The sequence below is a fragment of the Peribacillus sp. B2I2 genome (genome assembly GCF_041261685.1).
GTDB lineage: Bacteria > Bacillota > Bacilli > Bacillales > DSM-1321 > Peribacillus.
On record NZ_JBGCCB010000001.1, the window covers coordinates 3,753,655 to 3,780,215 of the forward strand.

Here is a 26,561-nt window from a genome sequence, read left to right on the forward strand (position 1 = left end):
AACAGATGATAAAAAAAAGACAGCAGAAAAACGGCTGTCTTAAATATTGGAAACTTGTTGCAACGGAAAATCCTTCACAACCGTCACGAACTGACCTTCACTAAATGGATAGCCAGACTTTGTAATCTTCACTTTTACGATTTCACCGACCATCTCATCCGAAGCTGGGAAGACGATTTTCATATAATTATCGGAGTATCCTTCATAAAGGCCATTTTCCAACTTCGTTTCAGGAATGACTTCAAGAACTTCCCCCTCAAATCGTGATGCATACTCTTTTGCCAGCTGGTCCGACAAAGCGATAAGACGGTGGACGCGTTCATTTTTGACATCTTCATCCACTTGATCTTCCATACGCGCAGCCGGAGTCCCTGTCCGTTTTGAATAAGGGAAGACATGGAGTTCGGAGAATTTATATTTTTCTATAAAGTTATATGTCTCCATGAATTCTTCTTCGGTTTCACCCGGGAAACCTACGATGACATCAGAAGTAACAGCAAGACCCGGAAGTGCAATTTTTAACTTTTCGATTCGATCACCGAAGAAATCCATCGTATATTTACGTCTCATCCGTTTTAAAACCGTATCGGAACCCGATTGGATTGGAATATGCAAATGACGTACGACTTTTTTTGATTTCGTCAGCACTTCAATGATCTCATCTGTAATTTGGCTGGCTTCAATGGATGAAATACGGATGCGCTTCAGCCCATCGATTTTTTCCAGGTCCCGCAGCAGCATCGCCAAATTATAGTCCTTCAAATCGTCTCCATAGCCACCAGTATGAATTCCGGTCAAGACTAGTTCTTTATATCCTGCCTCGACAAGCTGTTCAGCTTGGTGAACGACTTCCTTTGGGTCGCGCGAACGCATTAATCCACGAGCCCAAGGGATGATGCAGAAAGTGCAGAAATTATTGCACCCTTCCTGAATCTTTAATGAAGCACGTGTACGGTCTGTAAAAGCAGGTACATCCAACTCTTCGTAGACACGGTTTTTCATGATATTTCCTACAGCATTGATTGGTTCACGTTCAACCTTGAATTGCTCGATGTAATCAAGCAGTTTAACCCTGTCCTGTGTTCCTACAACAATATCCACACCTGGTATGGCCATGATTTCTGCTGGCGATGTCTGAGCGTAGCATCCCGTTACCGCTATGACGGCATTCGGATTCTTACGAATGGCACGACGGATGACCTGACGGCTTTTTTTATCGCCAGTGTTTGTCACCGTGCATGTGTTGATGACATATACATCTGATGTGTTTTCAAACTCAACACGATCATATCCCCCAGTTTTGAATAATTGCCAAATAGCCTCTGTTTCATAATGATTCACTTTACAGCCTAATGTATGGAAAGCGACCGTTGCCATTTTTCATCACCTCAAAAGTTCTACATGATAAGAAACAGCGGAAAGTGCATATAAAGGTGCTGTTTCAGTTCTTAATATCCTTGGTCCAAGACCGCAAGCCACAAAACCGGCATCAGTCAGTTTTTCAATTTCCTTATCTGCTAACCCACCTTCAGGACCAAACACGAATAAGATCGATTGCCCTGGGGTGATATCTTTCAAGACAGATGCGAGTACAGAAGTTTCCCCACGTTTTGCCTCTTCTTCAAAAGCGATTAATTTATGATCGAAACCGGAAGCATACCCAGCTAGCTGAACTGCCGTCATCGGTTCCTTGATGGCAGGGATAACTGTGCGGTGAGATTGTTCAGCCGCCTCTTTTGAAATCTTCTGGAGCCTCTCCAATTTCTTACCTACCTTTTTGTGGTCCCATTTTACCACCGAACGAGCCGCAATAAAAGGGATAAATTCAAAGGCACCCAGTTCCGTACCCTTTTGAACGATATATTCCAATTTATCCCCTTTAGGCAGACCGCTCGCAATCACAACCCTCACAGGAAGTTCCTTTTCTTCATTCTTCCATTCGATAACGGTCCCTATAACAGCATCATCACTAATTTCCGAAATTTCCGTGACAGCTGTCATACCATTGCCTTTCACCGTAATGATCCGCTCCCCTGGTCCCATTCTCATGACCCTGGCGATATGGTGAAAATCATCGCCTGATATCGTCACCGTGTTTCCATTGATGTCTTCTTCGTTAAGAAAATACCGTTGCACACTGCCACCCACTTCGTCTAGTCTAAAAACTTACAGGCTAACAGTCAGAGGCTTATTACCCGAATGCAAGCCATGCAAAGATTCAAGCTAAAAAAAGGTACTCTGACTATCAAAATACCCGATAATCAGAGTAACTTTTTTCAATTAATCATTTCTTTTCGCGATTATCGCTACCCAATCTTCCATCAAGATGGTTTCGGAAATGGTGAAGCCAGATCCCGTAATCGCATCCTTCACATCTTGTTTCTTAGGTTGAATGATTCCAGAAGCTATAAAATATCCGCCCGGTTTGACGACTTTCGCTACATCATCCGTAAAGCTCATGATCACTTCGGCAAGAATATTAGCCACGACGACATCCGCTTGTTCATTTACACCATCCAGCAAGTTACCTTTTGAAACGGACACTTTATCCTGCACGTTATTAAGTTCCACATTTTGTATAGCTGACTGTACAGCCACTTCATCCAAATCAAGGGACTGGATTCGTTTTGCGTCCAATAATGCAGCAGCAATGCTTAGAACACCAGAACCCGTTCCTACATCAACGACTAAATCCCCAGGCCGCACTGTACGTTCCAGCGCTTGGATGCACATGACCGTTGTCGGGTGTGTACCTGTTCCGAAGGCCATGCCTGGATCAAGTTCGATGATCAGTTCGTCACTGCTTACTGGAGTGTAATCTTCCCATGTTGGCACGATGGTAAAACGTTCGGATATCTTGACGGGATTATAATATTTTTTCCAAGCCGTCGCCCACTCTTCTTCATTCACTTCACTAATTGAAACAACATTCTTCCCAAGGTCTATATCAAAAAGGTGGAGATTATTGATTGATTCCTTAATAGCATCAACGGTTTCACCAAGAAAGCTGTTTACGGGAAGATAAGCCTTAATGACTACACCCTCATCCGGATAATCATCTGGGTTTAAGTGGTAGATTTCGCCAAAAACATTTTCGCGTTCCTTGACTAATTCTAGAGGATCCTCAATGACAACACCACTCGCACCTGCCTCATGAAGAATATTAGAAACAGGTTCAACCGCTTCATTCGTTGTTTGGATTGCAAATTCAGACCACTTCATAATCTACCAACTCCCAATTTGTTCTTTTACTTTTATTCACCTATCTTTAAATGCACGTTTCACTTTTGAGAAAAAGCCATCTTCTTGTTCATCTATACCTTGTCCGCTGATATCGCTGAACTCACGAAGCAGATCCTTTTGTTTTTCCGTTAATTTTTTAGGCGTTACCACTAATACGACCACATGCTGATCTCCTTGGCCATATCCTCTGACGTTAGGAACACCTTTGCCTTTTAAACGGAAACGCGTGCTTGTTTGTGTACCGGCAGGGATCTTCAGCTTCACTTTTCCATGAAGGGTCGGAACTTCTATTTCATCGCCTAATGCTGCCTGAGCGAAAGTAACCGGCATTTCACAATAGATATCATCGCCATCCCGCTCAAAGAATTCATGGCTGCGTACATGGAAGACAACATACAGGTCTCCAGCTGGACCGCCATTGATTCCTGGCTCTCCTTGGCCGGTTACACGCAATTGCTGACCATCATCAATTCCGGCTGGCACCTTAACTTGGATCTTTTTACGTTTTTGGACTTTTCCGTCACCGCCACATGTTGAGCATTTATTAGGAATGATTTTTCCTGTTCCTTGACAATGGTGACATGCTCTCCGGTTCACAATCCTTCCGAACGCTGTGTTTTGTTCAACATTCAATTGACCGGTTCCATGACAATGTGAACAATTTTCCACTTTTGTGCCTGGTTTGGCACCGGATCCTTTACATGTATCACAATTCTCTTCACGCGGAATTTCGATTTCAGTATCTTTTCCAAATGCAGCCTCTTCAAAAGAAAGCGTCATCGTATACTGTAAATCCGCCCCTTGACGTGGTGCATTAGGATCTCTCCTACGTCCGCCGCCACCAAAGAAGCTACTGAAAATATCTTCAAAACCGCCGAAACCACCAAAGTCCTGACCACCAAAGCCCTGATTTGGATCTGTATGTCCGAATTGGTCATAATGGGCCTTTTTCTGTTCGTCACTCAATACTTCGTAAGCTTCCTTGATTTCCTTGAATTTATCCGCAGCATCGTCCGCTTTATTAATATCAGGGTGATATTGTTTGGAGAGCTTTCGATACGCTTTTTTGATTTCATCCTTCGAAGCACTTTTCGAAAGGCCTAACACCTCATAATAATCGCGTTTACTCATATCTAAAATCCACTCCCGATTCGATTCACATAAAGGTAATATTATCACTGAACGAAGATAATAATCAACTAGAAAAGTACAAACAGGCTTTAACACTTTTTTGTAAATGGTAATGCCAGCCCCAAATTGCACACATTTATTTCTAAAATCCCATGATTCCCCACCAGCGATTGTAAGATTAAAAGAAAACCAGATGCCAACGCTCCCTGACAATGATTCCCTTCACTGTAAAAAAAGTCAAAGTCAAGATAACCTGACTTTGACTTTTCTACAATGGCAGGCAGAAATGAACTGCCCAATATTTATCAGTGTCCCGATTGGGTCACTTTTTATTTTTTCTCTTCTTCGTTAACTTCCGTGTATTCTGCATCAACGACATTATCGTCTTTAGCAGATTCGCCAGCACCGGCTTCGCCAGCTTGCTGAGCTTTTGCCGCTTCTTCATAAAGCTTCATTGTCAAAGCTTGAACGATTTCATTAAGTGCATCTTTTTTCACGCGGATTTCTTCAAGCTCATTTTTCTCGATTGCAGCTTTCAGTTCGTCCTTCGCTTCATTTGCTTTTGTTACTTCAGCTTCGTCCACTTTACCTTCTAGATCTTTAAGCGTTTTTTCCGTTTGGAAGACTAATTGATCAGCTTCGTTACGAAGTTCAACTTCTTCTTTACGTTGTTTATCGCTATCGGCATTTTCTTCCGCTTCACGTACCATGCGTTCGATCTCTTCATCAGAAAGTCCTGAAGATGATTTGATGGTGATCGCTTGTTCTTTGTTCGTGCCAAGATCTTTCGCACGAACGTTCACGATACCATTTTTATCGATATCGAATGTCACTTCAACTTGCGGAATTCCACGCGGTGCAGGTGGAATGTCACTCAATTGGAAACGACCGAGCGTTTTGTTATCCGCTGACATTGGACGTTCACCTTGAAGAACATGTATATCAACTGCCGTTTGGTTATCAGCCGCTGTCGAGAATACTTGTGATTTACTAGTTGGAATCGTAGTATTACGGTCAATCAGTTTCGTGAACACTCCGCCCATCGTTTCAATCCCAAGTGAAAGTGGAGTTACATCCAGAAGGACAACGTCTTTAACATCTCCTGTTAATACGCCACCTTGAATTGCAGCACCCATAGCCACTACTTCATCAGGGTTTACACCTTTGCTTGGTTCTTGACCGATTTCCTTTTTGATCGCTTCAACAACCGCAGGAATACGTGTAGATCCACCAACAAGGATTACTTTGTCAATTTCAGACGCTGAAAGGCCAGCATCTTTCAATGCTTGACGAGTTGGTCCCATAGTACGCTCAACAAGACCTGAAGAAAGCTCATCGAATTTTGCTCTAGTCATCGTTACGTCCAAGTGAAGCGGGCCAGCATCCCCAGCTGTGATGAATGGCAATGAAATTTGAGTTGAAGTTACGCCGGAAAGATCTTTTTTCGCTTTTTCAGCTGCATCTTTCAAACGTTGTACCGCCATTTTATCTTTTGAAAGGTCGATTCCATTTTCTTTCTTGAATGCTTCAACTAGGTAATCGATGATGACTTGGTCGAAATCATCTCCACCTAGACGGTTGTCACCGGCTGTGGACTTAACTTCGAAAACGCCATCTCCAAGTTCCATGATCGATACGTCGAATGTACCGCCGCCAAGGTCGAATACAAGGATCGTTTGATCTTCTTCCGTTTTATCCAAACCGTATGCAAGTGCTGCAGCTGTAGGTTCGTTGATGATACGTTCCACTTCAAGACCAGCAATTTGACCAGCATCCTTAGTTGCTTGACGTTCTGCATCATTGAAGTAAGCAGGTACAGTAATAACCGCTTTTGTAACTTTTTCGCCAAGATACTCTTCAGCGTATGATTTTAAGTATTGAAGGATGATTGCAGAAACTTCCTGAGGTGAGTATTCTTTTCCTTCAATTACTTCTTTATGGTCGGTACCCATATGGCGTTTAATGGAAATGATTGTGTTAGGGTTTGTAATCGCTTGGCGTTTTGCCACTTCCCCCACTTGTCTTTCTCCATTTTTGAATGCCACTACGGATGGTGTTGTACGGTTTCCTTCTGGATTCGGGATTACTTTTGGTTCCCCGCCTTCAAGTACAGATACACAAGAGTTTGTTGTACCTAAGTCAATACCTATAATCTTGCTCATAGTTTCACTACCTCCCAATTTTTTATATGTAAAAATCTTATTCGTTCACTTTAACCATTGCAGGTCGAATCACACGGTCTTTTAGAAGGTATCCTTTTTGGAATTCCTCGACGACGATGTTAGAACCGAAGTTTTCATCTTGAACTTGCATGACCGCTTGATGCAAACGCGGATCGAACTCTTCACCAACCGAACTGATCGGTTCGATGCCTTCTTTAGTCAATGCATCAGTAATCGCTTTGTAGACCATTTCCATGCCTTGAAGCAGGGATTTCGTCTGTTCATTTTCCGCTTCGATTTTTGTAGCTCTTTCAAAATTATCAAGAGCTTCAACTAAATCACTGGCAATACTTTGAACTCTATATTTTTGAGCCGCCTCCATATCAAGCTTGGCACGGCGTCTTGAATTATCAAAATCGGCCTGCAGACGAAGATAACGGTTATCCATTTCTTCGATTTTTGCCTGAAGCTCAGCAATCTTTTCATGAGCCAATTGAAGTTCATCTTTTTCAACCGGTGTTTCCTCTTGGTTTTGTTCTGCTGGAGTTTCTCCTTCAGCGAAAACTGCTTCTGCAGCGCTTTCCTCGATTGTTTCATTTTCCAATGTTTTTTCTTCATTTTTATTTTCTGTCACAATCTCACCTCCCTAAAAGGGTTATACAATTTATGCTAAAGTAATAGGTCAGGCTGCGGAATATGACCTCCGCCACCTTAACAATATTACCTTTGCTACTATTTTTGATACAGTTTTGTCATTAGGGCCGTTAAATCTTTCGAGAAAAACGAAAGCAAACTGATCACTCGCGAATATTCCATTCTCGTCGGACCCAATATGGCTAATGTGCCCACTTGCTCCTGCCCGATTGAGTATGTTGCCGTAATCAAACTGCAGTCATCGAGCACTGTGTTTTGATTTTCACGGCCAATCTTGACGTGGATGCCCGATGGATTTTGAGTAATGAGTTCATAAAAACCCTGCTCCTGCTCAATCATCGATAAAAGCGTGCTTACTTTAGCAATATCATGGAACTCAGGCTGCCTTAGCATATTCGTTTTCCCGCCGAAAAATATTTTTTCGGGCTTTGTGTCAGTCAGGGTATCCGCCAGGACAGAGACCATCGATCCATAGTTATGGATGTGACGGCTCAAAAGAACAGCCACTTCCTTGTAGATCTTATCCTTTAGATCAACTAGCGGAACATCGACCAAACGGGAATTCAATATGTTCACCATCTTTTCAATTTCGTTTATATCAAAAGAAGGCGGTAAGGAAATCATTCGATTTTCCACATGACCTGTATCAGTAATAATGATGGCTATTGCTGTTTCCGGGCTCAAAGGAATGATCTGGATTTTCTTCAGCTTATGCTCATTCACTTTTGGCCCCAGTACAATCGCCGTATAATTCGTCAGTTCCGAAAGTATTTTCGCTGACTTCTGAACGATCTTTTCCAATTCATAAATTCGTTCTACAAAAACGGATTTTAATATCTTCATTTCATTCTTTTTCGGAGCTTGAGGAGAAAGTAAATGATCCACATAATATCTATACCCTTTTTCAGAAGGAATCCTACCGGAAGAAGTATGGGTTTTTTCTAAAAATCCCATTTCTTCAAGATCAGACATTTCGTTGCGAATTGTGGCAGAGCTGAACGTAATTTCTTCTTTCTTCGACAAGCTTCGTGACCCGACTGGCTGGGCAGAATGGATAAAATCCTCGATTATCACTTGTAGAATCAATAATTGACGATCAGTTAGCATGTATGATCACCTCTGTTAGCACTCTGTCTCTTCGAGTGCTAATATACTAATAAATTATCAAATGAAGCTTATGATGTCAACAATGAAAACCGCTAATTACTCGTAAAATAACATAGATTAACTTCACTCGGAATCAATAATGCCCAAAAATGATTGGAACACTTCATTTCCAAGCAGTTTCCCCCGCTCCGTCAAGCGCACGAACCCGCCTTCCACCTTAAGCAGACCCTTTACCGATTCTTCTTCGAGCGGTTTCCTGAAAATCTCCGTCATTTCAACAAAAAATTTACTCTTGAAGGTTTCCAATGAAACTCCTTCCGTTTTTCGGAGACCCAAAAACATCTCCTCTTCCATCCGTTCATGAAGCGGTACTCGGCGTTCCTCCAATACAGGCAGCTGGTTCGCCATCAATGGTGTGATATATTTCTTCACCGGTCCATGATTGGCCACTCTTTTTCCTCCAGTATAGCCATGTGCACCGGCACCAATCCCATAATACTCCACATTATCCCAATATGTCAGGTTGTGCCGGCTTTCAAACCCAGCACGGGCAAAATTACTGATTTCATATTGATGCAGTCCATGCTTCTCCATCTCTTCCATCAGCTTCTCGTACATCGAAGCCTCGAGCTCCTGCGGCGGCAGGTTTAATTTACCCCTTCGCATCTGATTATAAAAAACCGTTTTCGGCTCAACGATCAATGAGTAGCTGGAATAGTGCGGCAATTGAAGGGCAATCGCTTTATCCAACGTGTCATTGAAATCTTCCATAGTTTGTCCCGGCAATCCGTAAATCAAATCGATGCTGATATTCGTAAAGCCAACTTCTTGAGCCAAATGAATCGTTTCATATACTTCAGAAGCCCGATGAGTCCGGCCTATTCGCTTTAATAATTCATCATTGAAGCTTTGCACTCCAAAGCTAAGTCTATTGACACCTGAATGATAAAGGATCTCGAGTTTTTCTCGCGAAAGATCCCCTGGATTGGCTTCGAATGTATATTCAGCCTTTGTTGGATCAAATGGCAGGGTTTCATTGATCGCTTCACATAAAAAAGCAAGCTGCTTTTCATTTAGGGAGGTCGGTGTCCCTCCACCGACGAATACCGTATCCAATCCTGCAGTCGGGTATTTAGAAAGTTGCATCACCATTTCCCTTTTCATCATCTGTAAATATTCGTCAACCGGCTGTCCCTGTAAAAATACTTTATTAAAATCACAATAGTGACAAATATGTTCACAAAATGGTATATGGAGGTAGGCGCTTTTAATCATTGTGTTCACAACCTTTTAATCGAATGAGTCGATAGAAAAAGAGGCTAGATCTCCTCTACCCTCTTTTTTCTATCTATCGTTTATTTTATTTATTTTTTCGGTGTCGTATCATCCATTTTCAAAACAGCCATGAAAGCTTCTTGCGGCACTTCAACGGAACCTACCTGTTTCATCCGCTTTTTACCTTCTTTCTGTTTTTCGAGCAACTTACGTTTACGGGAAATATCGCCGCCGTAACATTTAGCCAATACGTTTTTGCGCATTGCACTAATCGAAGAACGGGCCACGATCTTTTGCCCGATCGCTGCTTGGATCGGCACTTCAAATTGTTGTCTTGGAATCAATTTCTTCAATTTTTCAACAATGACTTTACCGCGTTCATAAGCAAAGTCCTTATGAACGATGAAACTCAACGCATCCACAGTTTCAGCGTTCAGTAAGATATCCATCTTCACAAGTTTGGACGGTTTGTAGCCGATCAACTCATAATCGAATGAAGCATAGCCTCTAGTATTGGATTTCAACTGATCGAAGAAATCATAAACGATTTCCGATAATGGTATTTCATAATGAATGCTCACACGAGTCTCATCGATATATTCCATATCAATGAAGTTACCGCGTTTATTTTGACAGATTTCCATGATCGTTCCGACGAACTCTGTCGGTGCCATCATCGTTGCTTTGACATATGGCTCCTCGACTCGTTCAATCTTTTGAGCATCCGGCATATTGGAAGGGTTATCTACTTTCAGGACCGTTCCGTCTGTCAGGATCACATCATAAATAACACTCGGCGCAGTGGTGATCAGATCAATTTTGAATTCACGTTCAATCCGTTCCTGGATTATTTCCATATGAAGGAGTCCAAGGAATCCGCAACGGAAACCGAAGCCCAATGCTTGCGATGATTCCGCTTCGAACTGTAACGCTGAATCGTTCAATTCCAACTTCTCTAATGCATCCCTTAAATCATTGAATTTCGATGCGTCAATTGGGTATAAACCGCAATATACCATCGGATTCATCTTCCGGTAACCCGGCAATGGCTCTGTCGCACTATTCACGGCACTGGTAATCGTATCACCAACAGTCGTATCACCAACGTTTTTAATGGCGGCAGTAAGGAAACCTACATCACCGACGTTAAGTTCATCCAAAAGCTGGGTTTTCGGATTGAAGACACCCAATTCGGTTACATCAAATTCCTTGCCAGTGGACATCATTTTGATTTTGTCGCCCACTTTAATGGAACCCTCAACAACACGGATATAGGCAACCACACCGCGGTACGCATCAAACAGTGAATCGAAAATAAGCGCCTTGAACGGGGCATCGGGATCTCCCTGTGGTGCTGGCACCAATTCAACGACCTGCTCCAAAATCTCCTCGATTCCGATTCCCGCTTTAGCGGAAGCCAAAACTGCATCGGAAGCATCCAATCCGATTACTTCCTCGATTTCTCCACGTACCCGTTCCGGATCGGCACTCGGCAAGTCAATTTTATTGATGACCGGGATGATTTCCAGGTTGTTGTCCAAAGCTAAATACACGTTTGCAAGCGTTTGGGCCTCAATTCCCTGTGCCGCATCGACAACAAGGACAGCACCTTCACACGCTGCAAGGCTTCGTGAAACTTCATACGTAAAATCGACATGTCCCGGTGTATCAATAAGATGGAAAATATATTCTTCGCCATCTTTCGCATTATATTTCAATTGAATCGCATTCAATTTAATCGTAATTCCACGCTCTCGCTCTAAATCCATGGAATCCAACAGTTGACTCTTCATTTCACGCTGAGTCATTGCGTTCGTTTTTTCAATGATACGATCCGCCAATGTAGATTTTCCATGATCAATATGAGCGATGATGGAAAAGTTACGAATCTTTGATTGTCTTTTTAATTTTTCTTCTCTATTCATGACGTTCACTCCCACTAGTCGACACAATACACTATTTTTTATTATATCAATAGAAAATGCAAGATTCAACAGAATAGTTACAAAAGAAGCATCATTGTAGGGCAAAGGATAAAAAAAGGCTGCATTCCGGATTCGGATGCAACCTTTTGATAGGGCACACTCAACTTATTCCATACCTAAATCATATCAATAAGTGCTTGAAAGGCCCCTGATATCGTATCTCCAAGCGTTTTGCCGATCGATGAGAAAAAGTTGAAGGCTTTCATTTCTTCAAGCTTTTCTTTTTTCGACTCCAAATCATGACTTGTTACTTTTTCGCCAAGAATATCCGCTTCCATCTCCCCTTGATCCGATTGGTTAATAATGAATGCACTATTCAAAGAGGGATCTTCATACCCCTTCATTTTTTTCATCCCATCGTTCGCTTGCTGCATCCCAATCAGAACACCTAAAAATAATACGAGCACAATCCCAGTACATTTCAACCAAAACCGAACCATGATAGAGAACTCCTTTCAACTTACTTCGCTTCCGATTCCCCAGTCGTTTTATCAACCGCTTTGGCATCCCAGTAAAATTCACTGAAAACATCGGTAAAGGCATCAACGGTTAAGTACATTTCCTCGAAAGTATTATCAACACCGCCAATTTCCAAGAGCATGGCATTGCTTGACAAATCCTGATTGTATACTCCATTCTGCCCCGCTCCGCCTTGTTTCATAACCCCTCGTGAAATGCCAGGGTATTTTTTCTCCAAAGCTTTATGAAGCTTATTGGCAAGCGCTGCATTTTTTTCGAAGTTCGGGTTATTGCCCCCGACCACGAAGGCAATCTTGGCATAATCTTTACCGTTAATGTTAATGGTCGTATGTTTTTTTCGTTTAGAATCACGATGGATATCAATGATATATTCTAGATCTTTATTGGTAGCCAACGCAGTCTGAACGGATTTACGAGACTCTTGATAGGATTTGGCATAATTCAATCCTTTATTATTCAAATTGCCCATAATATCCGTTTTATCAAGCGATGATCCTATCCCTTTATCAGCCATGTCCTCCACCATTCGGGCACCGAGTTTTGTAATGTTGATTTTAGAATGGTAGGCTAGGTCCGGATTGGTCACCCCTTTTAAATAAGGAAGATACGATTCCCGGTTATGGCTATGGTAAATCTCGACCACTTTCCGTCCATTGGTCGTTTGATTCGGCTGATTGGCCACTCCTTTTTCCGGTTCTTCAATCTCATCCATGTTTTGCAGGGATGCATCCCTTTCTTCATTCAAGACGTCTACTGGCGGCGAGGATTCATACGGCATATTCGTATAATTCGTCCCTTCCCCAGCCACGAGGATCTCATTATCAAAAATCGAAAAGCCAGGAAGTTCCCTGCCAAGTAAACTTCGCGGGTCCTCCAATGAAATGTTAGTCGAGACTTTTATCAATTGATTCGTGATAACCGATTCCTGCTTACCTTCTGGCAGGGCATTAAAAAAATAGTGGTTTTCATTGGCCAGCATCGAGAACAGCATTTTTCCCGAGAATTGGTTGGCTACAGTATGTACGGAATTCGAAGATATCCGATACTCCGGTCTTAGGGAAGTCATGACACCACTGACTGAAAAAACAAAAAGAAGCAAGGCGAGAATACCTAGAAAAGTTTTTATTATTGTTGATCCGTGAATAGCTGTTATGATTCCTGGGGAATTTCTTCTTTTCATCTTTCCACCCTCTCTATAGCTTGTCTATTAATACCTATGACTTTGCTAGAAAGGGTAGAACACCATTTTTGGGCACTGAAAATGATTTAACGGGTATAGTAGCCCGTATTTTCTTGATTTATTGAATTATGCAAGGCAGCATTTAATCCATTAGCTATCAAATTGGCCATATCTTCAATGAAAACATCCACTTCTTTGGGCGTAACCATTAAATTATGACCAAGTGGCGAAAGCACCTCATAAATCAATTTCCGTTTCTCTTCATCAGGGAGGACACCTATCATTCCCAAGAAAGTTTGGCGTTCCTTTTCACCTGGCATATCCTCTTCGGTCAGCTTTGTCCGCTTTCCAAAACTGAATCCAGCGGGTGCCAACGAACGGGATGGTCTGTCCCCTTCATTCATTTCCTTGCCAAAGTGCTTCAAAATATAATCAATCGTATCGCTTGCTATCGATACGGCATCCACGACGGTAGGTATTCCAATGGCTATAACAGGAACTCCCAGGGTAGCCTGACTCAATTCTTTTCGTTTATTTCCAACACCAGACCCTGGATGGATGCCTGTATCCGTAATTTGAATCGTGGAATTCACACGATCAATCGAACGGGCAGCCAATGCATCAACGACGATCAGGAAATCAGGGTTACTTTTTTCGATGACTCCTTTTATGATGTCACTCGTCTCGATTCCCGTAATCCCCATCACACCAGGGGAGATCGCACTGACCGGCCGATAGCCCTCCTTGACCGACTCAGGCTGCAATTCGAACAAATGTCTTGTGACTACAAGGTTCTCAACGACTGCAGGTCCCAGAGCATCGGGAGTAACATTCCAGTTACCAAGGCCGACAACTAAACAACTGCTTTCCTTGGTGATTTTATTCCGTTTCAAGAAGTACGCCAGTTCATTGGCAAACACCTTTTCCACCCGTTGCTGAGTATCCGTATCCTGCTGGCGGATTCCCTGGACTTCGATGGTCAAATAGCTGCCCTGTTTTTTACCGATTTCTTTTTCCCCTTCAGCCGTGACCTCGACTAAGGATACCTTCAGATCTTCCACTTCTTTTTCCTTAATTATGACCCCTTCAATATGGGATACATCCACTTCCTCAACGACACCTTTATGTTCAAGGGCAATTTCCTTTGCTTCAATCGCCAAATCTGTTCGAATTCCGTATTCACTAAGGTCCAAATTATTTTCCATAACGGCCTCCTGATGTTTGAATTGTATCTAATCTAGTAATTTTTATGGTCTCTCTTAAACATTCTGTCGTTTTTGCTTTTTTATTATTCATTTTTTTGATACAATGAATTATGACGAGATGAATTTATTACTGAAATTATAATTCCTTTTATAATTCCTTTTCGATTCTCAATCTGAAGTATTGCATATTTATGAGCAGTCTGATAGAATATCACTTGTGCTATTTGATATGGATTTGAAAAGTCGAGTTCATATAATCTCGATTTCTTTGTAGGAGGTGAACGGAATGCCAAACATTAAATCTGCTATTAAACGTGTAAAAATCAACGACAAAAAACGCGTTCATAACATTACTGTTAGATCAACTATGCGTACTACAGTGAAAAATGCTGAAGTTGCATTAGCTGGTGAAAACGTTGAAGCTGCTAAAGAAGCTCTATTAACAGCTGCTGTGAAATTAGACAAAGCTGCATCTAAAGGATTAATCCATAAAAATGCGGCAGCCCGTAAAAAATCTCGTTTAGCGAAAAGACTTAACGCTCTTAACGCATAATGACAAAAAATTAAACGATCCAATTGGATCGTTTTTTTTGTGCGTGTTTTTTCGTATAAAAAAGGTGGCAGGGTTTCTGCCACTTTTTTTATGATCTGATTTTTAAAAGCAGCAGCTCAAGCGTGATCGCCTTATCGGCTTGGCCGGTCTTCATTTTATAATCCGCCTCCGCTAAGTCGTTCATGATGGACAACAGCTCGCGTTCCTGGAATTTCCCCGTCTTTTCGAGTGCCAGTTTCACCCTGTATGGATGCACCTTCAGTTGTCCCGCAATTTTTTGCTGGCTATAGCCTTGACGGGAAAGCTCTTTCACTTGATACATTAGCCTGACTTGTCCAGCCATGACACTTAAGATCTTGATCGGCTCTTCGTTCTGCCTGAGAAGATCGTGTAAAATCGTCATGGCACTTTCCATCTTCCGCTGTAAGACATGATCAACTAACGTGAAGATATTCTGCTCAAGGGATTTAGCGACCAGCTTTTCCACTATCTCGACCGTAATATGTTTATCAGCTTCTGCATAAAGGACCATTTTATCCAGTTCATTCGTCAGCATCATCAGATTCGTTCCTGCAAGTTCAAGTAAAAGCTCTGTAGCCTGTTCATCTATTTGGACAGAAGAAGCTTCGACCCGCTCCTTCACCCACACCTTTAACTCATGATCACCAAGCTTCTTCGCTTCAACGAGAACCGCCTTACGCTTCAGTTCCTTGGTGATTTTCTTCCGTTCATCCAGTTTCTCATAAGGTGCGGTCAAAACGACAATAGAATAAGGAACCGGATCAGCCAAATACGCTTCCAGTCTTTTCACATTATGTTCAACTCTTGACTTCGTTTTTTCAGCTGTCAAAAAAAATGGGTTTTGCATGAAAACAAGGCGCCTTTCCCCGATAAATGGGAGGGTTTCGACATCTTCAAGCGCTGTTTCAACAGGCGTCTCTTCTAAATCAAATTGAGAAAAGTTAAAATCCATCTCATCTTCGTGAAGGACATTCTCGATCAATAGCTGCTTCGTTTCATTAATTAGGTAGGCTTCCGTTCCATATAACAAGTATACTGGCGCGAATTGCCCTTTTTTTATACTTTTCCATACATCTAATACCAATAGAATCCGCCTCTTTTTTATGTATTCTTCTCTAATGGTATAGGTGGATGGACCATTTGACAAGCTATAAAGGGAACTAGCCCCCTAAAGGACTAATTCCGAATCTATATGAACACTTTCAAGAAAGGCCCGGGTAATCTTCCTTGAAAGCGGGTAAAGTATTCATGTAGAACAAAAATTGAGCTTTTCTTTTTTCGCTTGCTTTGTTTGTACTTTTATTTTGACCTCAAAATCCCAAACTATTTGTGACAACTCTTGTCAGTAAAGGAAATGAAGAAATGAAGCCTGTAGATTTTTTTTTGGTAATGTTTTATACTATTAGCAGAAATAGGAGGGGTAATAATGAACGAATTCGAAAAGAATGTCCAATCCAAGACAGATGACGTCGCTGATTCCGCTATGGGATTCATCGGTTCTTTTGTATTTTTCGCTGCCTTGTTCACCATAGCTGTCGTCGTTAAAGCTGTCGGATCCTGATTTCATTACTACATGCACTTATTTTTCCTGATGGAGGCTGCCGTTGCAGTCTCTTTCTTTTTGATTTTCTACATACTATGGAAGTGTCTTCCGAAAGGTTCCTCTCCTTTTGTAATACTTATAAATTATAGATCCATCCTCATCCGTCCTGAACACCTTAATGCCATTTCTCTCCAGATTCCCAATTACGTCTCCGTGTGGGTGACCGTAGCGATTTTCTTTTCCAACCGAAATAAGAGCAGCTTTCGGCTGTAGCTGTTCAAGGAATAACGTGGAAGAAGAAGTTTTACTGCCATGGTGACCAACCTTCAAGATATCCGCCTGCAACTGCGGAAATGTGCTTAATAGCTCCCTTTCGCCCTCTTCTCCCATATCTCCAGTAAATATCCATGACAATCCCCCCATCTCTGAGTGAAGGACTATCGATGAATCATTCTTATTGTCTTCCTTTTCATATGGACTTAGCACGGAAAACTGCGCTCCGTCCACTACCCAATGGTCCCCCCTCTTCAAGACGGTCATTTTCATCTTTTTATCTCTTGCCATGGACACAAAATCCAAATTCCGATAATGCTCCTCACTCCAGCCTCCTATGACGATCTCCCCAACTTTGAAATTCTCAATTAATTCTCCTGCACTTCCCATATGATCTGCATCCGGATGGGTTAAAATCAGTTTGTCCAATTGGTGGATTCCTTTACTTTTCAATAATGGAATGATGATATCATCCGCCGTGTTGAACTTCTTTCGCTTTTTTGCCCATGTTTCGATTGGAAATGTAATTTGCCCACCCGTATCAATCAAATAATTACCGCGATTGAATGGCAGGATAATTAAAATGGAATCACCCTGTCCAACATCGATCATCTGTACTTCAACAAAAGGTGAGAACCTTTGTAAATTATATTGAAGAAGTAATAGGACAATCAGTATTCCGCACCAAATTTTACTTTTTTCAAAAGATTCATCCCAAGTCAGGTATAACCCTAAAAGGGAAATAACAAGTAATGCCATCATGATGAAGGGTGGTTTTCCAAACGCAATGGAGGCCAGTGGCAACTCGGATGCTGCATCCGCGACTTTATTACAAAGTATGAAGGTGAAGTTCAATATAGTTATGAGGAGCTGCCCCAGGGAAGGCAGTAATAAATGAATGAAGAGGGTAATTAATGAAAATGGAAGCAAAATGATCGAATAAAGCGGAACATACAATACGTTCAAGAACACGCCAAGAAAAGATACTTCAAAAAAGTGAAAAAGCAAAATGGGAAGCGCTGCCATTTGGCAGATGGAACTGATGATGAATAGCTGCATCGTTTTTTTGGGGTATCTTAAGAAAATGCTTGAAGACATGATAATGGAGAAAGTGACTGCGAATGAGAGCTGAAAACCTATATCATAGAGCATATTAGGTTGAAAAAACAATAGTGCCATATAAACCGATCCGATTGCGGCACCCGCCGAGATCCGCTTCTTGAATAGCAAGAGTAAAAAGAAAAGCATAGCCATTAAACAGGATCTCACCACCGATGGGCTAGCACCTGAGAGTATCATGTAAACTGGAAGGAAAATCAGGATGGCCACCATCATTCTTTCCCTTGTAATTCCAACCCTGATGCCAAGATAAAATAACACCCCCGTTAAAAAACTGACATGAAGACCGGAAATCGCCAGTAAATGAACCAGACCCAGCCGCTGATAATTAGCAAGGTCATCTTCATCTATATATGTCTGGTCGCCGAATATGAGTGCTGCGACAAAACCGCTCGATTCTTCCGGAAAGTGTTCTCTAATATACGCAATTCCCTTCAGGCGCAAATTACGAATCGAAATGACAATCGAGTTTCCAACTTCTTGGCAATCTCGAAATGATATGGAATCAGCGTTAAATATCCAATGGGTGCCTTGGCGGAAAAGGTAACGCTGATAATCGAAACTGTTTTCATTCCTGTTTTTGTCGGGAATTCGCAAGTTCCCTTCGGCGGGACAGGATAAACCGATACGCAGAAGCTGGCCCAGCTTTTCCTTTTCTTGTTCGGTGTTGATTTTATAACGAAGCATTAACCGTTCGCCTTTCTCACTGCCCACGAATCCTTTTAATGAATTTCCATCTATATTCGGCTGATCGGTAAATGTGATGATAAATTGGCTTTCCGTTCTAGGCCGTGTTGTTTCGGTGATCGGAGAAGGAGGCGGCCCCTAAAAAAATCCCCATGATCATTAAATGAATGCTAAGGGCCTTCACACTTAACCCGACCGAAAAATAAAGGAAACAGAGAAAAATAAAGATAATGATCAAAAGCCTTACATTTAAAAATGAATGGGCCGAAACTCCAAATGTAGCCGAGACGGCTAATAAGAGAAGGTGCCTAGCCATGCCTGCCCCCTGTCCGATTTAAGATTTAATTGTCAAATATCTGTTTGGCCTGCTTTTCCAGCTCCAATACAGCTTCTTTTCCCAGACCTGTTCGTTCAAGCTGAGCTAGCAATGAGAACACAAAGTCCTTTTTTTCTTTTCCATTAACATCGATGGCCCCTTTTGCTTCAACCTTTTCGGTCTTGACACCAGCCTGTTTAAATAATTCCAGAGCATATGGATGATTTTTGTAATCCTCCGCATAATAAACAGCTTTGATTCCAGCTTGGATGAGTGATTTACAGCACTGCAGACATGGAAAATGCGTCACATATATTTCAGCCCTATCAGTAGGCACTCCAAATTTCGCACATTGTAAAAGTGCATTCATTTCAGCATGTATCGTTCTGACACAATGATTATCAATTACATAACAGCCATCATCAATACAGTGGGTTCCGCCAGCAATTGACCCATTATATCCTCCAGCAATGATTCGGTTATCCCGGACGATCGTCGCTCCTACAGTGAGGCGTGTACATGTGCTTCTTAAAGCTAATAAATGGCTTTGCGCCATGAAATATTGATCCCAACTAATCCTGTTCATGTTGTATCCCCTTACTCACTAGAATGATTTTCTTCAATTTTACCCTCTTCCTGTTCATTTGTGTAGCATATTCAATCATTCATTGAACCGAAATGGACTCCTGTAACTTTTCAAACGTTTTATCGCCGATTCCCGATACCTTCTTCAAGTCATCTACCTGCTTGAATTTCCCTACCGTTTCCCTATATTCCAGGATCGCAATCGCTTTGGATGGTCCAATTCCCGTCAGGGTTTCTAAATCTGCCTGGGTAGCTGTATTCAAGTTCACCCGTCCTTCTGATGTCCCTTTGGAAGCAGCATTACCAGACGAAACGACTGATATGTCCTCCAAGTTCCCTTTGTCTTCTTCACCTATTTCCGGTACATAAATGACCATTTGATCTTCAACGATTTGGGCAAAATTCACTTTATCCTTATCGGCCTTGTCCGTAAAACTGCCTGCAGCCGAAATCAAATCGATCACCCGGTCACCTGCCTGTGCCGTAAATAACCCTGGGGCCTGTACAGCCCCTTTAACGTCCACTTTAATGATCACCGGTTCGGTTTCCGCTTCATTTTCACTTTGTTCGATTTCATCTCCTTTTGCCGTAACGGAAAATATATCTTCCGTATCAACCGGATCCTCCCCTGGTTGCAAAAAAAAGTAAATTCCTGCTGCCCCAGATGCCGCTGCAACCGTAATCAACGCCATTTTCTTTTTTAAAATTTTATCCATTTCTTTGCCTCCTTGTTTGATTTCTCACGATACATTGTCATAGGACAGATTAAAAATACATAGTGTTTTTAGGAGTATCAATCGCTTTAAGTGAGAGGAGTTGATCGGCATTGAAGAAAATCGGTGTAATCGGAACCGGCAATATGGGTACCATTTTAATCGAGGCGTGGCTGGAGGCAAAAATTTTGAATCCGGCTGATCTAATCATTACAAATCGAACGCTTTCCAAAGCATTGGTGCTGAAAGAAAAACACCCCGGAATCAAGGTGGCGGAAAGCGCAGCCGAAGTCGTCCAGCAAGCGGACTTTATTTTTCTCTGTGTAAAACCATTACAAATTGACAGCCTGTTACAGGGCATCAAACATCATATAAAAATGGAACAACTAGTTATCTCCATTACAAGCCCGCTTTCAGTGTCCCAGCTTGAATCGGCAGTGAAAGCCCCCTGCGCCCGTTTTATCCCCAGCATAACCAACCGGGTGGGCTCAGGGGTATCGTTACTGAGTTTCGGCAATGGCTGCAGTGAGAAAAAAAAGTCGGAATTATACGAATTGGCCTCCGCCATATCGGCACCGGTCATCATTGAAAATGATATCACCCGGGTAGCTTCCGACATCGTCAGCTGCGGTCCTGCCTTCTTCAGCTATTTAGCACAAGCTTTCATTGACGCGGCATGCCAAACGACGAAGATTGATAAAGAAACCGCTACGACTTTGACTGAGAACATGTTGATTGGCTTAGGGGAACTACTTGGTAAAGGAGTTTATACATTGCCGGCCTTGCAGGAAAAGGTTTGTGTAAAGGGTGGAATCACGGGTGAAGGAATCAAGGTTTTAGAAGCTGAAACAGGGGAAATGTTCCATCATCTCTTTCAAGCTACACATGAAAAGTTTGCAGAGGATCTTCAAGAAGTGGAAAAACAGTTCGGCCATCCATATTAATATTCGTAATCAATATCTCATTTCCTTCTAAAAATAAAAAAAAGAGGTCAGACCTCCACTCGTACAGTGATGTACGAACGGCGATTACTGACCTCTTGATTCATTTACTAGCTACAAACAAGATTCTTTCGGTTTCCGTTACAAGCGGTTCTTCTTCAAGATCCGCCAGAATTTCAGAAACCGTAAAACCTGCTTGCTGCAACCACTGTTTATATTGTTCAACCGGATAGGTCCGTTGATAATGCAACTCATCAAAACGGTCATACAGACCACTTTCATCGTCCCTCACGAAAAAACTTAAATCATGTTCCACACTGTAAGGTTCTTCACCTGGAAAACAGTCCCATATATAGGATACTTCTTCACCATTGACAGCAAACGTATGATCACGAAAGATTTCTTCCATTTTATAAATGGAATGGATATCAAACAAGAATAATCCGCCATCCTTCAAATGCTCATGAACCCTGCTGAACGTTTTCACTATATCCGCCTCGTCGCGAAGGTAGTTCAGCGAATCACAAAAAATCGTGACACAGTCAAATTGACCAAGTCCCTCAAGTTCTGCCATATTCTGTTGGAAAAGTGGAATCGATAATCCAAGCTTCACCGCTTTTTCATTGGCAACGAGAAGCATTTCATCGGATAAATCCACGCCGGTGACTTCGAATCCGTGTTGCGCCAATCCAACGGTCATTTCCCCGGTTCCACACGCTAAATCCAGGACTTTCCTTCCACCAATTCCGTACTGTTCCAGCTTCGCCGTAAGGATCATCAGCCATTTTTCATAGGGAGCGTCCTTCATCAATTCATCGTATACATAGGCAAAGCGTTCGTAAGTCATGGAGTCAGTTCACTCTCTAGATCTTCAAAAGGTGCATCTCCCCATAAACGTTCGAGGTTATAATAGTTTCTTTCATCCTTATGGAAGATGTGGGCCACTACATCGCCAAGATCCACAAGCACCCATTTCGCTTCGTCAAAACCTTCAAGACGTTTTACATTGATTCCTGATTCATCAGCTTTGCTCTTCATTTCACGAGCTATTGCTTGTACTTGTTTTTCAGAATTACCGTGGCAGATCAAAAAGTAATCCGCTACAAGGGAAATACCTTGCATGTTCAATGCTACGATATCCTCCGCTCGTTTATCATCCGCCGCTTTTGCTGCAATTACAAGAAGTTCACGTTCAGTCATTACATCTTCTCCTTCAAATTCATGATCAAATCATTATATGTCTTAAATGTGTCAGGGTAAATTGCCTGATTTCTTTTCATTAAAAAAACAACTGTATTCCTTAAAGCCTGGATGACAGCATGATCCAAATTTTGCTTTGCTGTCTGCCTGACTTCGTCGACTCCGGGAAAGGAACGTCCCGGCTCAATATAGTCAGCAAGGTATACTACCTTATCCAAAAGGCTCATGCCAACCCTGCCAGACGTGTGATGGGCAATCGCATCCAATATTTCAGCGTCAGTGATACCGGCTTCCTTTTTTACAAGATAAGCCCCGACAGGAGCATGCCACAGCTCCATATTGTATTCAAGTAACTCCGGGTCCATTTTTTCAGCGATTATAATTTGCTCCATTTCCTCTTTTGGACGAAATTTTGCATAATCATGGAAAATGGCTGCCAGTTCCGCTTTTTTGACGTCGGCACCATACAGTTCAGCAAGTTCAATCGCTGACTCGACCACACCCAAGGTATGAATGTACCTGCGCTCGGTGATTTGTTCTTTGACCAGCGCCAAAGCTTTCTCACGATTCATATAAACCATTCCCTTTAATATACTTCACCACTGGATCTGCTATTAAATATTTCACGGTTTTCCCCGTTCTTAACTTCCTTCGTATCATGGAAGAAGAAATGAACATCTGAGGGACTTTCACCATCGTGATTGGGTATACGGTCTTTTCATTATAGCCAGGGCGCTTCACCCCGACGAAATTGACCATGTTCACCAGCTCGTCAATACGGTGCCAATTCGGTAAATACTCAATCATATCTGCGCCAATTATGAAATAGAACTCATTGCTTGGCTCAAGTTCTTTCAGCAATTTTATCGTATCATACGTATAAGATGTGCCTTTTCTTTCTATTTCAATACCCTCAATATAAAAAGATGGGTTTCCGGCTATCGCGTTTTCCAACATAGCCAGCCTGTCCATATCGGTTACTTCCTCCGATTTTTCCTTATGGGGAGGAACGTGATTTGGCATGAATCTGATTTCATCTAGCTCAAGGGCATCCAGCACTTCATTCGCTATAATTAAATGCCCGATATGTGGAGGGTTGAATGTACCGCCAAGAATTCCAATTTTTTTCATAGATAGGTTCCTTAAGGTAATTTAAGTTGTTTGTTTTCTTTTGATTCTTTATACAGCACAATTGTGTTGCCGATAATCTGAACCAATTCCGCCCGTGCACCTTTTGATAAAGAACGTCCCACATCATTGCGGTCCTCTTCACAGTTTTGCAGGATGCTGACCTTGATTAATTCACGTACTTCAAGCGCCTCACCAATTTGCTTGATGAGATTATCATTGACCCCGCCTTTACCAACTTGAAAAATTGGATTGAGGTGATGAGCCTTTGATCGTAAAAATCTTTTCTGTTTTCCTGTTAACATGTGTTACCTCCTAGTTTGTTCAAGACAATATCTGTCATTCTTGCTGTATCCGGCATAATGCCCGTCCATATCTCGAAAGCGAGCGCAGCCTGGTTGATGAACATCCCCAAACCATTTTGCGTTTCCGCCCCTTTTTCCCCCGCTTCACGCAGCAGCTTGGTATGCAGAGGGTTATAGATAATATCACTGACAATTGCACCGGTTTTAAGCTGGTCGACCTTCAACGGTGAATGATCCAATTCCGGGTTCATTCCTGAAGAAGTCGTTTGGATGATTAAATCATATTGTGATAAGCTTTCTTCCGCTTCGATAATCGAGAGTGCCTTCGATACTTTATCATATGGGCAATCAGAAACAAGCTGGGCCGCTCTTTCCTTTGTCCGGTTTGCAATATCAACTTGCTTTACCCCTTCTTTTACAAGGGTAAAATAAATCGCACGCGCAGCACCGCCCGCTCCGATCACTAACGTTTTTTTAGCCTTAATGTCACCTGATATTTCATCGCATAAAGATTTGAAAAATCCTTTTCCGTCTGTATTATACCCTATAAACCGACCATTTTTGTTAACAACCGTATTTACAGCCCCGATTGCAAGGGCCAGTTCATCCACTTCATCAAGGAATGGGATGATTGAAGTCTTATGAGGGATCGTGATGTTAAACCCTTCTATACCAAGGGCTTTCATGCCTTTTACAGCATCGTTCAAACCTTCATTCGTCACATGAAAATGATGATAAACCGCTTCTATATTTTCTTTTTCAAATGCATCATTATGAATGTCCGGTGACATCGAATGTGCAATTGGATCTCCCATTACCCCATATATCTTTTTCATAGACTAGACGACCCCTATATTTAGATTAATGATTTACGAACTATCACATTTACGCCCTTTGGTACATGGGCAACGATTTTCGCTCCTGGCTCATTGACCGTAACCCAACCAAGACCTGAAAACACAATATCCATTTTACCATCTTTCAAGGAGAATTCATGTGGAATCAGCTTCGGGAACTCCTCGATTTGTTCAGGCCGTGGGGGCGTCAATAATTCCCCGGCATGGTTTTTATACAATTCATCTGCATTTTCCAATTTCGTACGGTGGATATTCAATTCATTCGAAAGGTAGCAAGTCAGTGAACGCCTTCCGCCTGAGACATAGTCCAGCCTGGCCAGCCCTCCGAAAAATAGCGTCTGCGCTTCATTCAGTTGGTACACTCTCGGCTTGATTTCCTTCTTCGGCATAATCACCTTGAAGTCCCGTTTGTCCACATAATGAGCCATTTGATGATGATTGATGATTCCTGGTGTATCGATCAATGCTTGTCCATCATCCAAAGGTATTTCGATCATATCCAATGTTGTGCCTGGGAAATGGGATGTCGTGATGATATCCCCTTCACCACTCACTTCTTTTATAAGACGGTTGATGAAAGTCGATTTACCTACATTCGTACAGCCCACCACATAGACATCCTTATCTTTGCGATACCGCTCAATTGCATCAGCCGCTTCAAGTATGTGCTTTCCCTTTTCCGCACTGACAAGCAGGACATCAACCGGGTTAAGCCCCAATTCCTTGGACGATTGCTTCATCCAATTAATCAACTTGTTCGGTTTTACTGATTTAGGCAATAAGTCGACCTTATTACCGATCAGAAGAACATCATTTCTTCCTACAAATCGATGTAGGCCAGGCAGCCAACTTCCATTGAAATCAAAAATATCGACGATTTTGACGATTAAAGAATCGGTTTCGCCTACTTTATTCAAGATTTTCAAGAAGTCATCGTCTGTTAAGGATACATCCTGAACTTCGTTATAATGTTTCAATTTAAAGCAGCGCTGACAAACGATGCTCTCTTTTTCCAGAGCCGATGTAGGGGCAAAGCCCAACTCCTTCGGATCTTCAGTCTGGACTTTCACACCGCAGCCGATGCACACTAATTCTTGATGATTGTTCAATTGTGATCCTCCCATTCTATCATTCCTTTTCGTTTAAAAAACGCCATGATCTTTCTTTCAAAATAACGATTGATTTTCGTTCTGAATTCGTCGGTTTGTGCGACAGGGACCACTAAGATCGTATGGAACCCGCCTCTGTTTCCTCCCAATACATCCGTCAATAACTGATCGCCGATTACAACTGTTTCTTCCAATTTCAATCCCATTGACTTACGTGCTTTATGAAAAGCCCTTGACATCGGTTTCCTTGCCTGAAAGATAAACGGAATGTGAAGCGGATCGGAAAAAGACCGAACCCGATTTTCATTATTATTGGATACAATCGTCACTAAAATCCCATGATCCCTCATATTGTCGAACCATTTGATTAAATCGGGGGTGGCAGTTGGCCTATCCCACTCAACGAGAGTATTATCCAAATCGGTAATGACTCCCTTAATCCCTCTTTTTTTCAATTCTTGAGGATCTATATTAAAAATGCTTTTAACATGTTCACTCGGCAAAAATAATTTAAGCATATTGACACCTCTGTATTTTCATTCTAATTTACCGTCTCCATCATATCGAATTTTCGGCTTACTTTCAAAAAAAATTAGGAAAGAAAGGCTGACGGTAAAAAAACATCATAATGTATGTTTTCTGATATGGAAAGGCATTTTTTATTAAGAAATGGGAAATTAGCAGGTAGACCAGAACCAAAGAACTAATTATTCCTAAAAGATTTCGACAAAAATTTCATTTGTTCAACCTGTGGATAACTTTACTAACATTTTCCATACTGATGTGCGC

The 26,561-nt window shown here is 41.9% G+C and carries 28 protein-coding genes; 3 read left to right on the forward strand and 25 right to left on the reverse strand.

The window, feature by feature from the left end:
* Positions 1–39 precede the first annotated feature (39 nt).
* The 12 genes from mtaB to gpr form a co-directional block, all read right to left on the reverse strand.
* Positions 40–1,377 (reverse strand): tRNA (N(6)-L-threonylcarbamoyladenosine(37)-C(2))-methylthiotransferase MtaB, encoded by a 1,338-nt coding sequence (gene mtaB, locus ABIE66_RS18535; protein WP_289315626.1) that lies wholly within the window; start codon positions 1,375–1,377, stop codon positions 40–42.
* A 6-nt stretch (positions 1,378–1,383) separates the two neighbouring features.
* Positions 1,384–2,136, reverse strand: coding sequence for a 16S rRNA (uracil(1498)-N(3))-methyltransferase (locus ABIE66_RS18540; protein WP_289325798.1), 753 nt, complete (start codon positions 2,134–2,136; stop codon positions 1,384–1,386).
* Between the two features lie 144 nt (positions 2,137–2,280).
* Positions 2,281–3,222 (reverse strand): 50S ribosomal protein L11 methyltransferase, encoded by a 942-nt coding sequence (gene prmA / locus ABIE66_RS18545; RefSeq protein WP_289325799.1) that lies wholly within the window; start codon positions 3,220–3,222, stop codon positions 2,281–2,283.
* Between the two features lie 36 nt (positions 3,223–3,258).
* Positions 3,259–4,374 (reverse strand): molecular chaperone DnaJ, encoded by a 1,116-nt coding sequence (dnaJ, locus tag ABIE66_RS18550; RefSeq protein ID WP_207437135.1) that lies wholly within the window; start codon positions 4,372–4,374, stop codon positions 3,259–3,261.
* A 329-nt stretch (positions 4,375–4,703) separates the two neighbouring features.
* Positions 4,704–6,536, reverse strand: a complete 1,833-nt coding sequence (gene dnaK / locus ABIE66_RS18555) for a molecular chaperone DnaK (protein ID WP_289325800.1) — start codon at positions 6,534–6,536, stop codon at positions 4,704–4,706.
* Between the two features lie 37 nt (positions 6,537–6,573).
* On the reverse strand, positions 6,574–7,170 hold the full coding sequence (gene grpE / locus ABIE66_RS18560; protein ID WP_370015851.1) for a nucleotide exchange factor GrpE: 597 nt from the start codon (positions 7,168–7,170) through the stop codon (positions 6,574–6,576).
* 98 nt (positions 7,171–7,268) lie between these two features.
* Positions 7,269–8,297, reverse strand: coding sequence for a heat-inducible transcriptional repressor HrcA (gene hrcA, locus ABIE66_RS18565; RefSeq protein WP_289325801.1), 1,029 nt, complete (start codon positions 8,295–8,297; stop codon positions 7,269–7,271).
* Between the two features lie 123 nt (positions 8,298–8,420).
* Positions 8,421–9,572 carry a radical SAM family heme chaperone HemW gene (gene hemW / locus ABIE66_RS18570; protein ID WP_370015852.1) on the reverse strand — a complete coding sequence of 384 codons (1,152 nt, stop codon included), beginning with the start codon at positions 9,570–9,572 and terminating at the stop codon, positions 8,421–8,423.
* Between the two features lie 89 nt (positions 9,573–9,661).
* Positions 9,662–11,497: a translation elongation factor 4 gene (lepA, locus tag ABIE66_RS18575; protein WP_289315619.1), complete on the reverse strand. Its 1,836-nt coding sequence runs from the start codon at positions 11,495–11,497 to the stop codon at positions 9,662–9,664.
* 176 nt (positions 11,498–11,673) lie between these two features.
* On the reverse strand, positions 11,674–11,997 hold the full coding sequence (locus ABIE66_RS18580) for a YqxA family protein (protein ID WP_289325804.1): 324 nt from the start codon (positions 11,995–11,997) through the stop codon (positions 11,674–11,676).
* A gap of 20 nt (positions 11,998–12,017) precedes the next feature.
* Entirely contained in the window at positions 12,018–13,217 is a 1,200-nt protein-coding gene (gene spoIIP / locus ABIE66_RS18585; RefSeq protein ID WP_370015855.1) for a stage II sporulation protein P, read from the reverse strand.
* 86 nt (positions 13,218–13,303) lie between these two features.
* The gene (gene gpr / locus ABIE66_RS18590; protein WP_289325806.1) at positions 13,304–14,422 is read right to left on the reverse strand and encodes a GPR endopeptidase; all 1,119 of its coding nucleotides are present in this window, start codon (positions 14,420–14,422) and stop codon (positions 13,304–13,306) included.
* Between the two features lie 286 nt (positions 14,423–14,708).
* Between gpr and rpsT the strand changes: the two genes are divergently transcribed.
* Entirely contained in the window at positions 14,709–14,975 is a 267-nt protein-coding gene (gene rpsT, locus ABIE66_RS18595; protein ID WP_034308554.1) for a 30S ribosomal protein S20, read from the forward strand.
* A gap of 88 nt (positions 14,976–15,063) precedes the next feature.
* On the opposite strand, the gene holA is transcribed toward rpsT, so the two are convergent.
* Entirely contained in the window at positions 15,064–16,080 is a 1,017-nt protein-coding gene (gene holA / locus ABIE66_RS18600) for a DNA polymerase III subunit delta (protein WP_289327355.1), read from the reverse strand.
* Positions 16,081–16,422: 342 nt separating this feature from the next.
* Between holA and ABIE66_RS18605 the strand changes: the two genes are divergently transcribed.
* A complete protein-coding gene (locus tag ABIE66_RS18605) occupies positions 16,423–16,557 on the forward strand; it encodes a YqzM family protein (protein WP_289315614.1) in 135 nt (44 codons plus the stop codon).
* Positions 16,558–16,632: 75 nt separating this feature from the next.
* Here ABIE66_RS18605 and ABIE66_RS18610 read toward each other — a convergent pair whose 3' ends face one another.
* From ABIE66_RS18610 to ABIE66_RS18625, 4 genes are all read right to left on the reverse strand, one after another.
* A complete protein-coding gene (locus tag ABIE66_RS18610; protein ID WP_370017083.1) occupies positions 16,633–18,738 on the reverse strand; it encodes a DNA internalization-related competence protein ComEC/Rec2 in 2,106 nt (701 codons plus the stop codon).
* Complete coding sequence (locus ABIE66_RS18615; protein ID WP_370015858.1) at positions 18,716–18,934, reverse strand: hypothetical protein; 219 nt, start codon at positions 18,932–18,934, stop codon at positions 18,716–18,718. The genes ABIE66_RS18610 and ABIE66_RS18615 overlap by 23 nt, the downstream gene beginning before the upstream one ends.
* 25 nt (positions 18,935–18,959) lie before the next feature.
* On the reverse strand, positions 18,960–19,520 hold the full coding sequence (locus ABIE66_RS18620) for a ComE operon protein 2 (RefSeq protein ID WP_289325808.1): 561 nt from the start codon (positions 19,518–19,520) through the stop codon (positions 18,960–18,962).
* Between the two features lie 79 nt (positions 19,521–19,599).
* The gene (locus ABIE66_RS18625; RefSeq protein WP_370015859.1) at positions 19,600–20,235 is read right to left on the reverse strand and encodes a helix-hairpin-helix domain-containing protein; all 636 of its coding nucleotides are present in this window, start codon (positions 20,233–20,235) and stop codon (positions 19,600–19,602) included.
* A gap of 110 nt (positions 20,236–20,345) precedes the next feature.
* Here ABIE66_RS18625 and comER point away from each other — a divergent pair, with 110 nt between their 5' ends.
* Entirely contained in the window at positions 20,346–21,176 is an 831-nt protein-coding gene (gene comER, locus ABIE66_RS18630; RefSeq protein WP_289315610.1) for a late competence protein ComER, read from the forward strand.
* A gap of 100 nt (positions 21,177–21,276) precedes the next feature.
* Here comER and ABIE66_RS18635 read toward each other — a convergent pair whose 3' ends face one another.
* Genes ABIE66_RS18635 through ABIE66_RS18670 form a run of 8 tightly spaced genes read right to left on the reverse strand, consistent with a single transcriptional unit; the run spans position 21,277 to position 26,290 of the window.
* Entirely contained in the window at positions 21,277–22,020 is a 744-nt protein-coding gene (locus tag ABIE66_RS18635) for a class I SAM-dependent DNA methyltransferase (RefSeq protein ID WP_370015860.1), read from the reverse strand.
* Positions 22,017–22,373 (reverse strand): ribosome silencing factor, encoded by a 357-nt coding sequence (gene rsfS / locus ABIE66_RS18640; protein ID WP_057218744.1) that lies wholly within the window; start codon positions 22,371–22,373, stop codon positions 22,017–22,019. Before rsfS ends, ABIE66_RS18635 begins: the two co-directional genes overlap by 4 nt.
* Positions 22,373–22,945 (reverse strand): bis(5'-nucleosyl)-tetraphosphatase (symmetrical) YqeK, encoded by a 573-nt coding sequence (gene yqeK / locus ABIE66_RS18645; RefSeq protein WP_289325811.1) that lies wholly within the window; start codon positions 22,943–22,945, stop codon positions 22,373–22,375. The genes rsfS and yqeK overlap by 1 nt, the downstream gene beginning before the upstream one ends.
* Positions 22,935–23,504, reverse strand: coding sequence for a nicotinate-nucleotide adenylyltransferase (locus ABIE66_RS18650; RefSeq protein WP_289315607.1), 570 nt, complete (start codon positions 23,502–23,504; stop codon positions 22,935–22,937). Before ABIE66_RS18650 ends, yqeK begins: the two co-directional genes overlap by 11 nt.
* An 11-nt stretch (positions 23,505–23,515) precedes the next feature.
* Entirely contained in the window at positions 23,516–23,806 is a 291-nt protein-coding gene (gene yhbY, locus ABIE66_RS18655) for a ribosome assembly RNA-binding protein YhbY (protein ID WP_207437102.1), read from the reverse strand.
* On the reverse strand, positions 23,800–24,642 hold the full coding sequence (gene aroE, locus ABIE66_RS18660; RefSeq protein ID WP_370015863.1) for a shikimate dehydrogenase: 843 nt from the start codon (positions 24,640–24,642) through the stop codon (positions 23,800–23,802). The genes yhbY and aroE overlap by 7 nt, the downstream gene beginning before the upstream one ends.
* Positions 24,643–24,662: 20 nt before the next feature.
* The gene (yqeH, locus tag ABIE66_RS18665; protein ID WP_370015864.1) at positions 24,663–25,772 is read right to left on the reverse strand and encodes a ribosome biogenesis GTPase YqeH; all 1,110 of its coding nucleotides are present in this window, start codon (positions 25,770–25,772) and stop codon (positions 24,663–24,665) included.
* Positions 25,769–26,290: a YqeG family HAD IIIA-type phosphatase gene (locus ABIE66_RS18670; RefSeq protein WP_289334710.1), complete on the reverse strand. Its 522-nt coding sequence runs from the start codon at positions 26,288–26,290 to the stop codon at positions 25,769–25,771. Before ABIE66_RS18670 ends, yqeH begins: the two co-directional genes overlap by 4 nt.
* Positions 26,291–26,561: the final 271 nt, after the last annotated feature.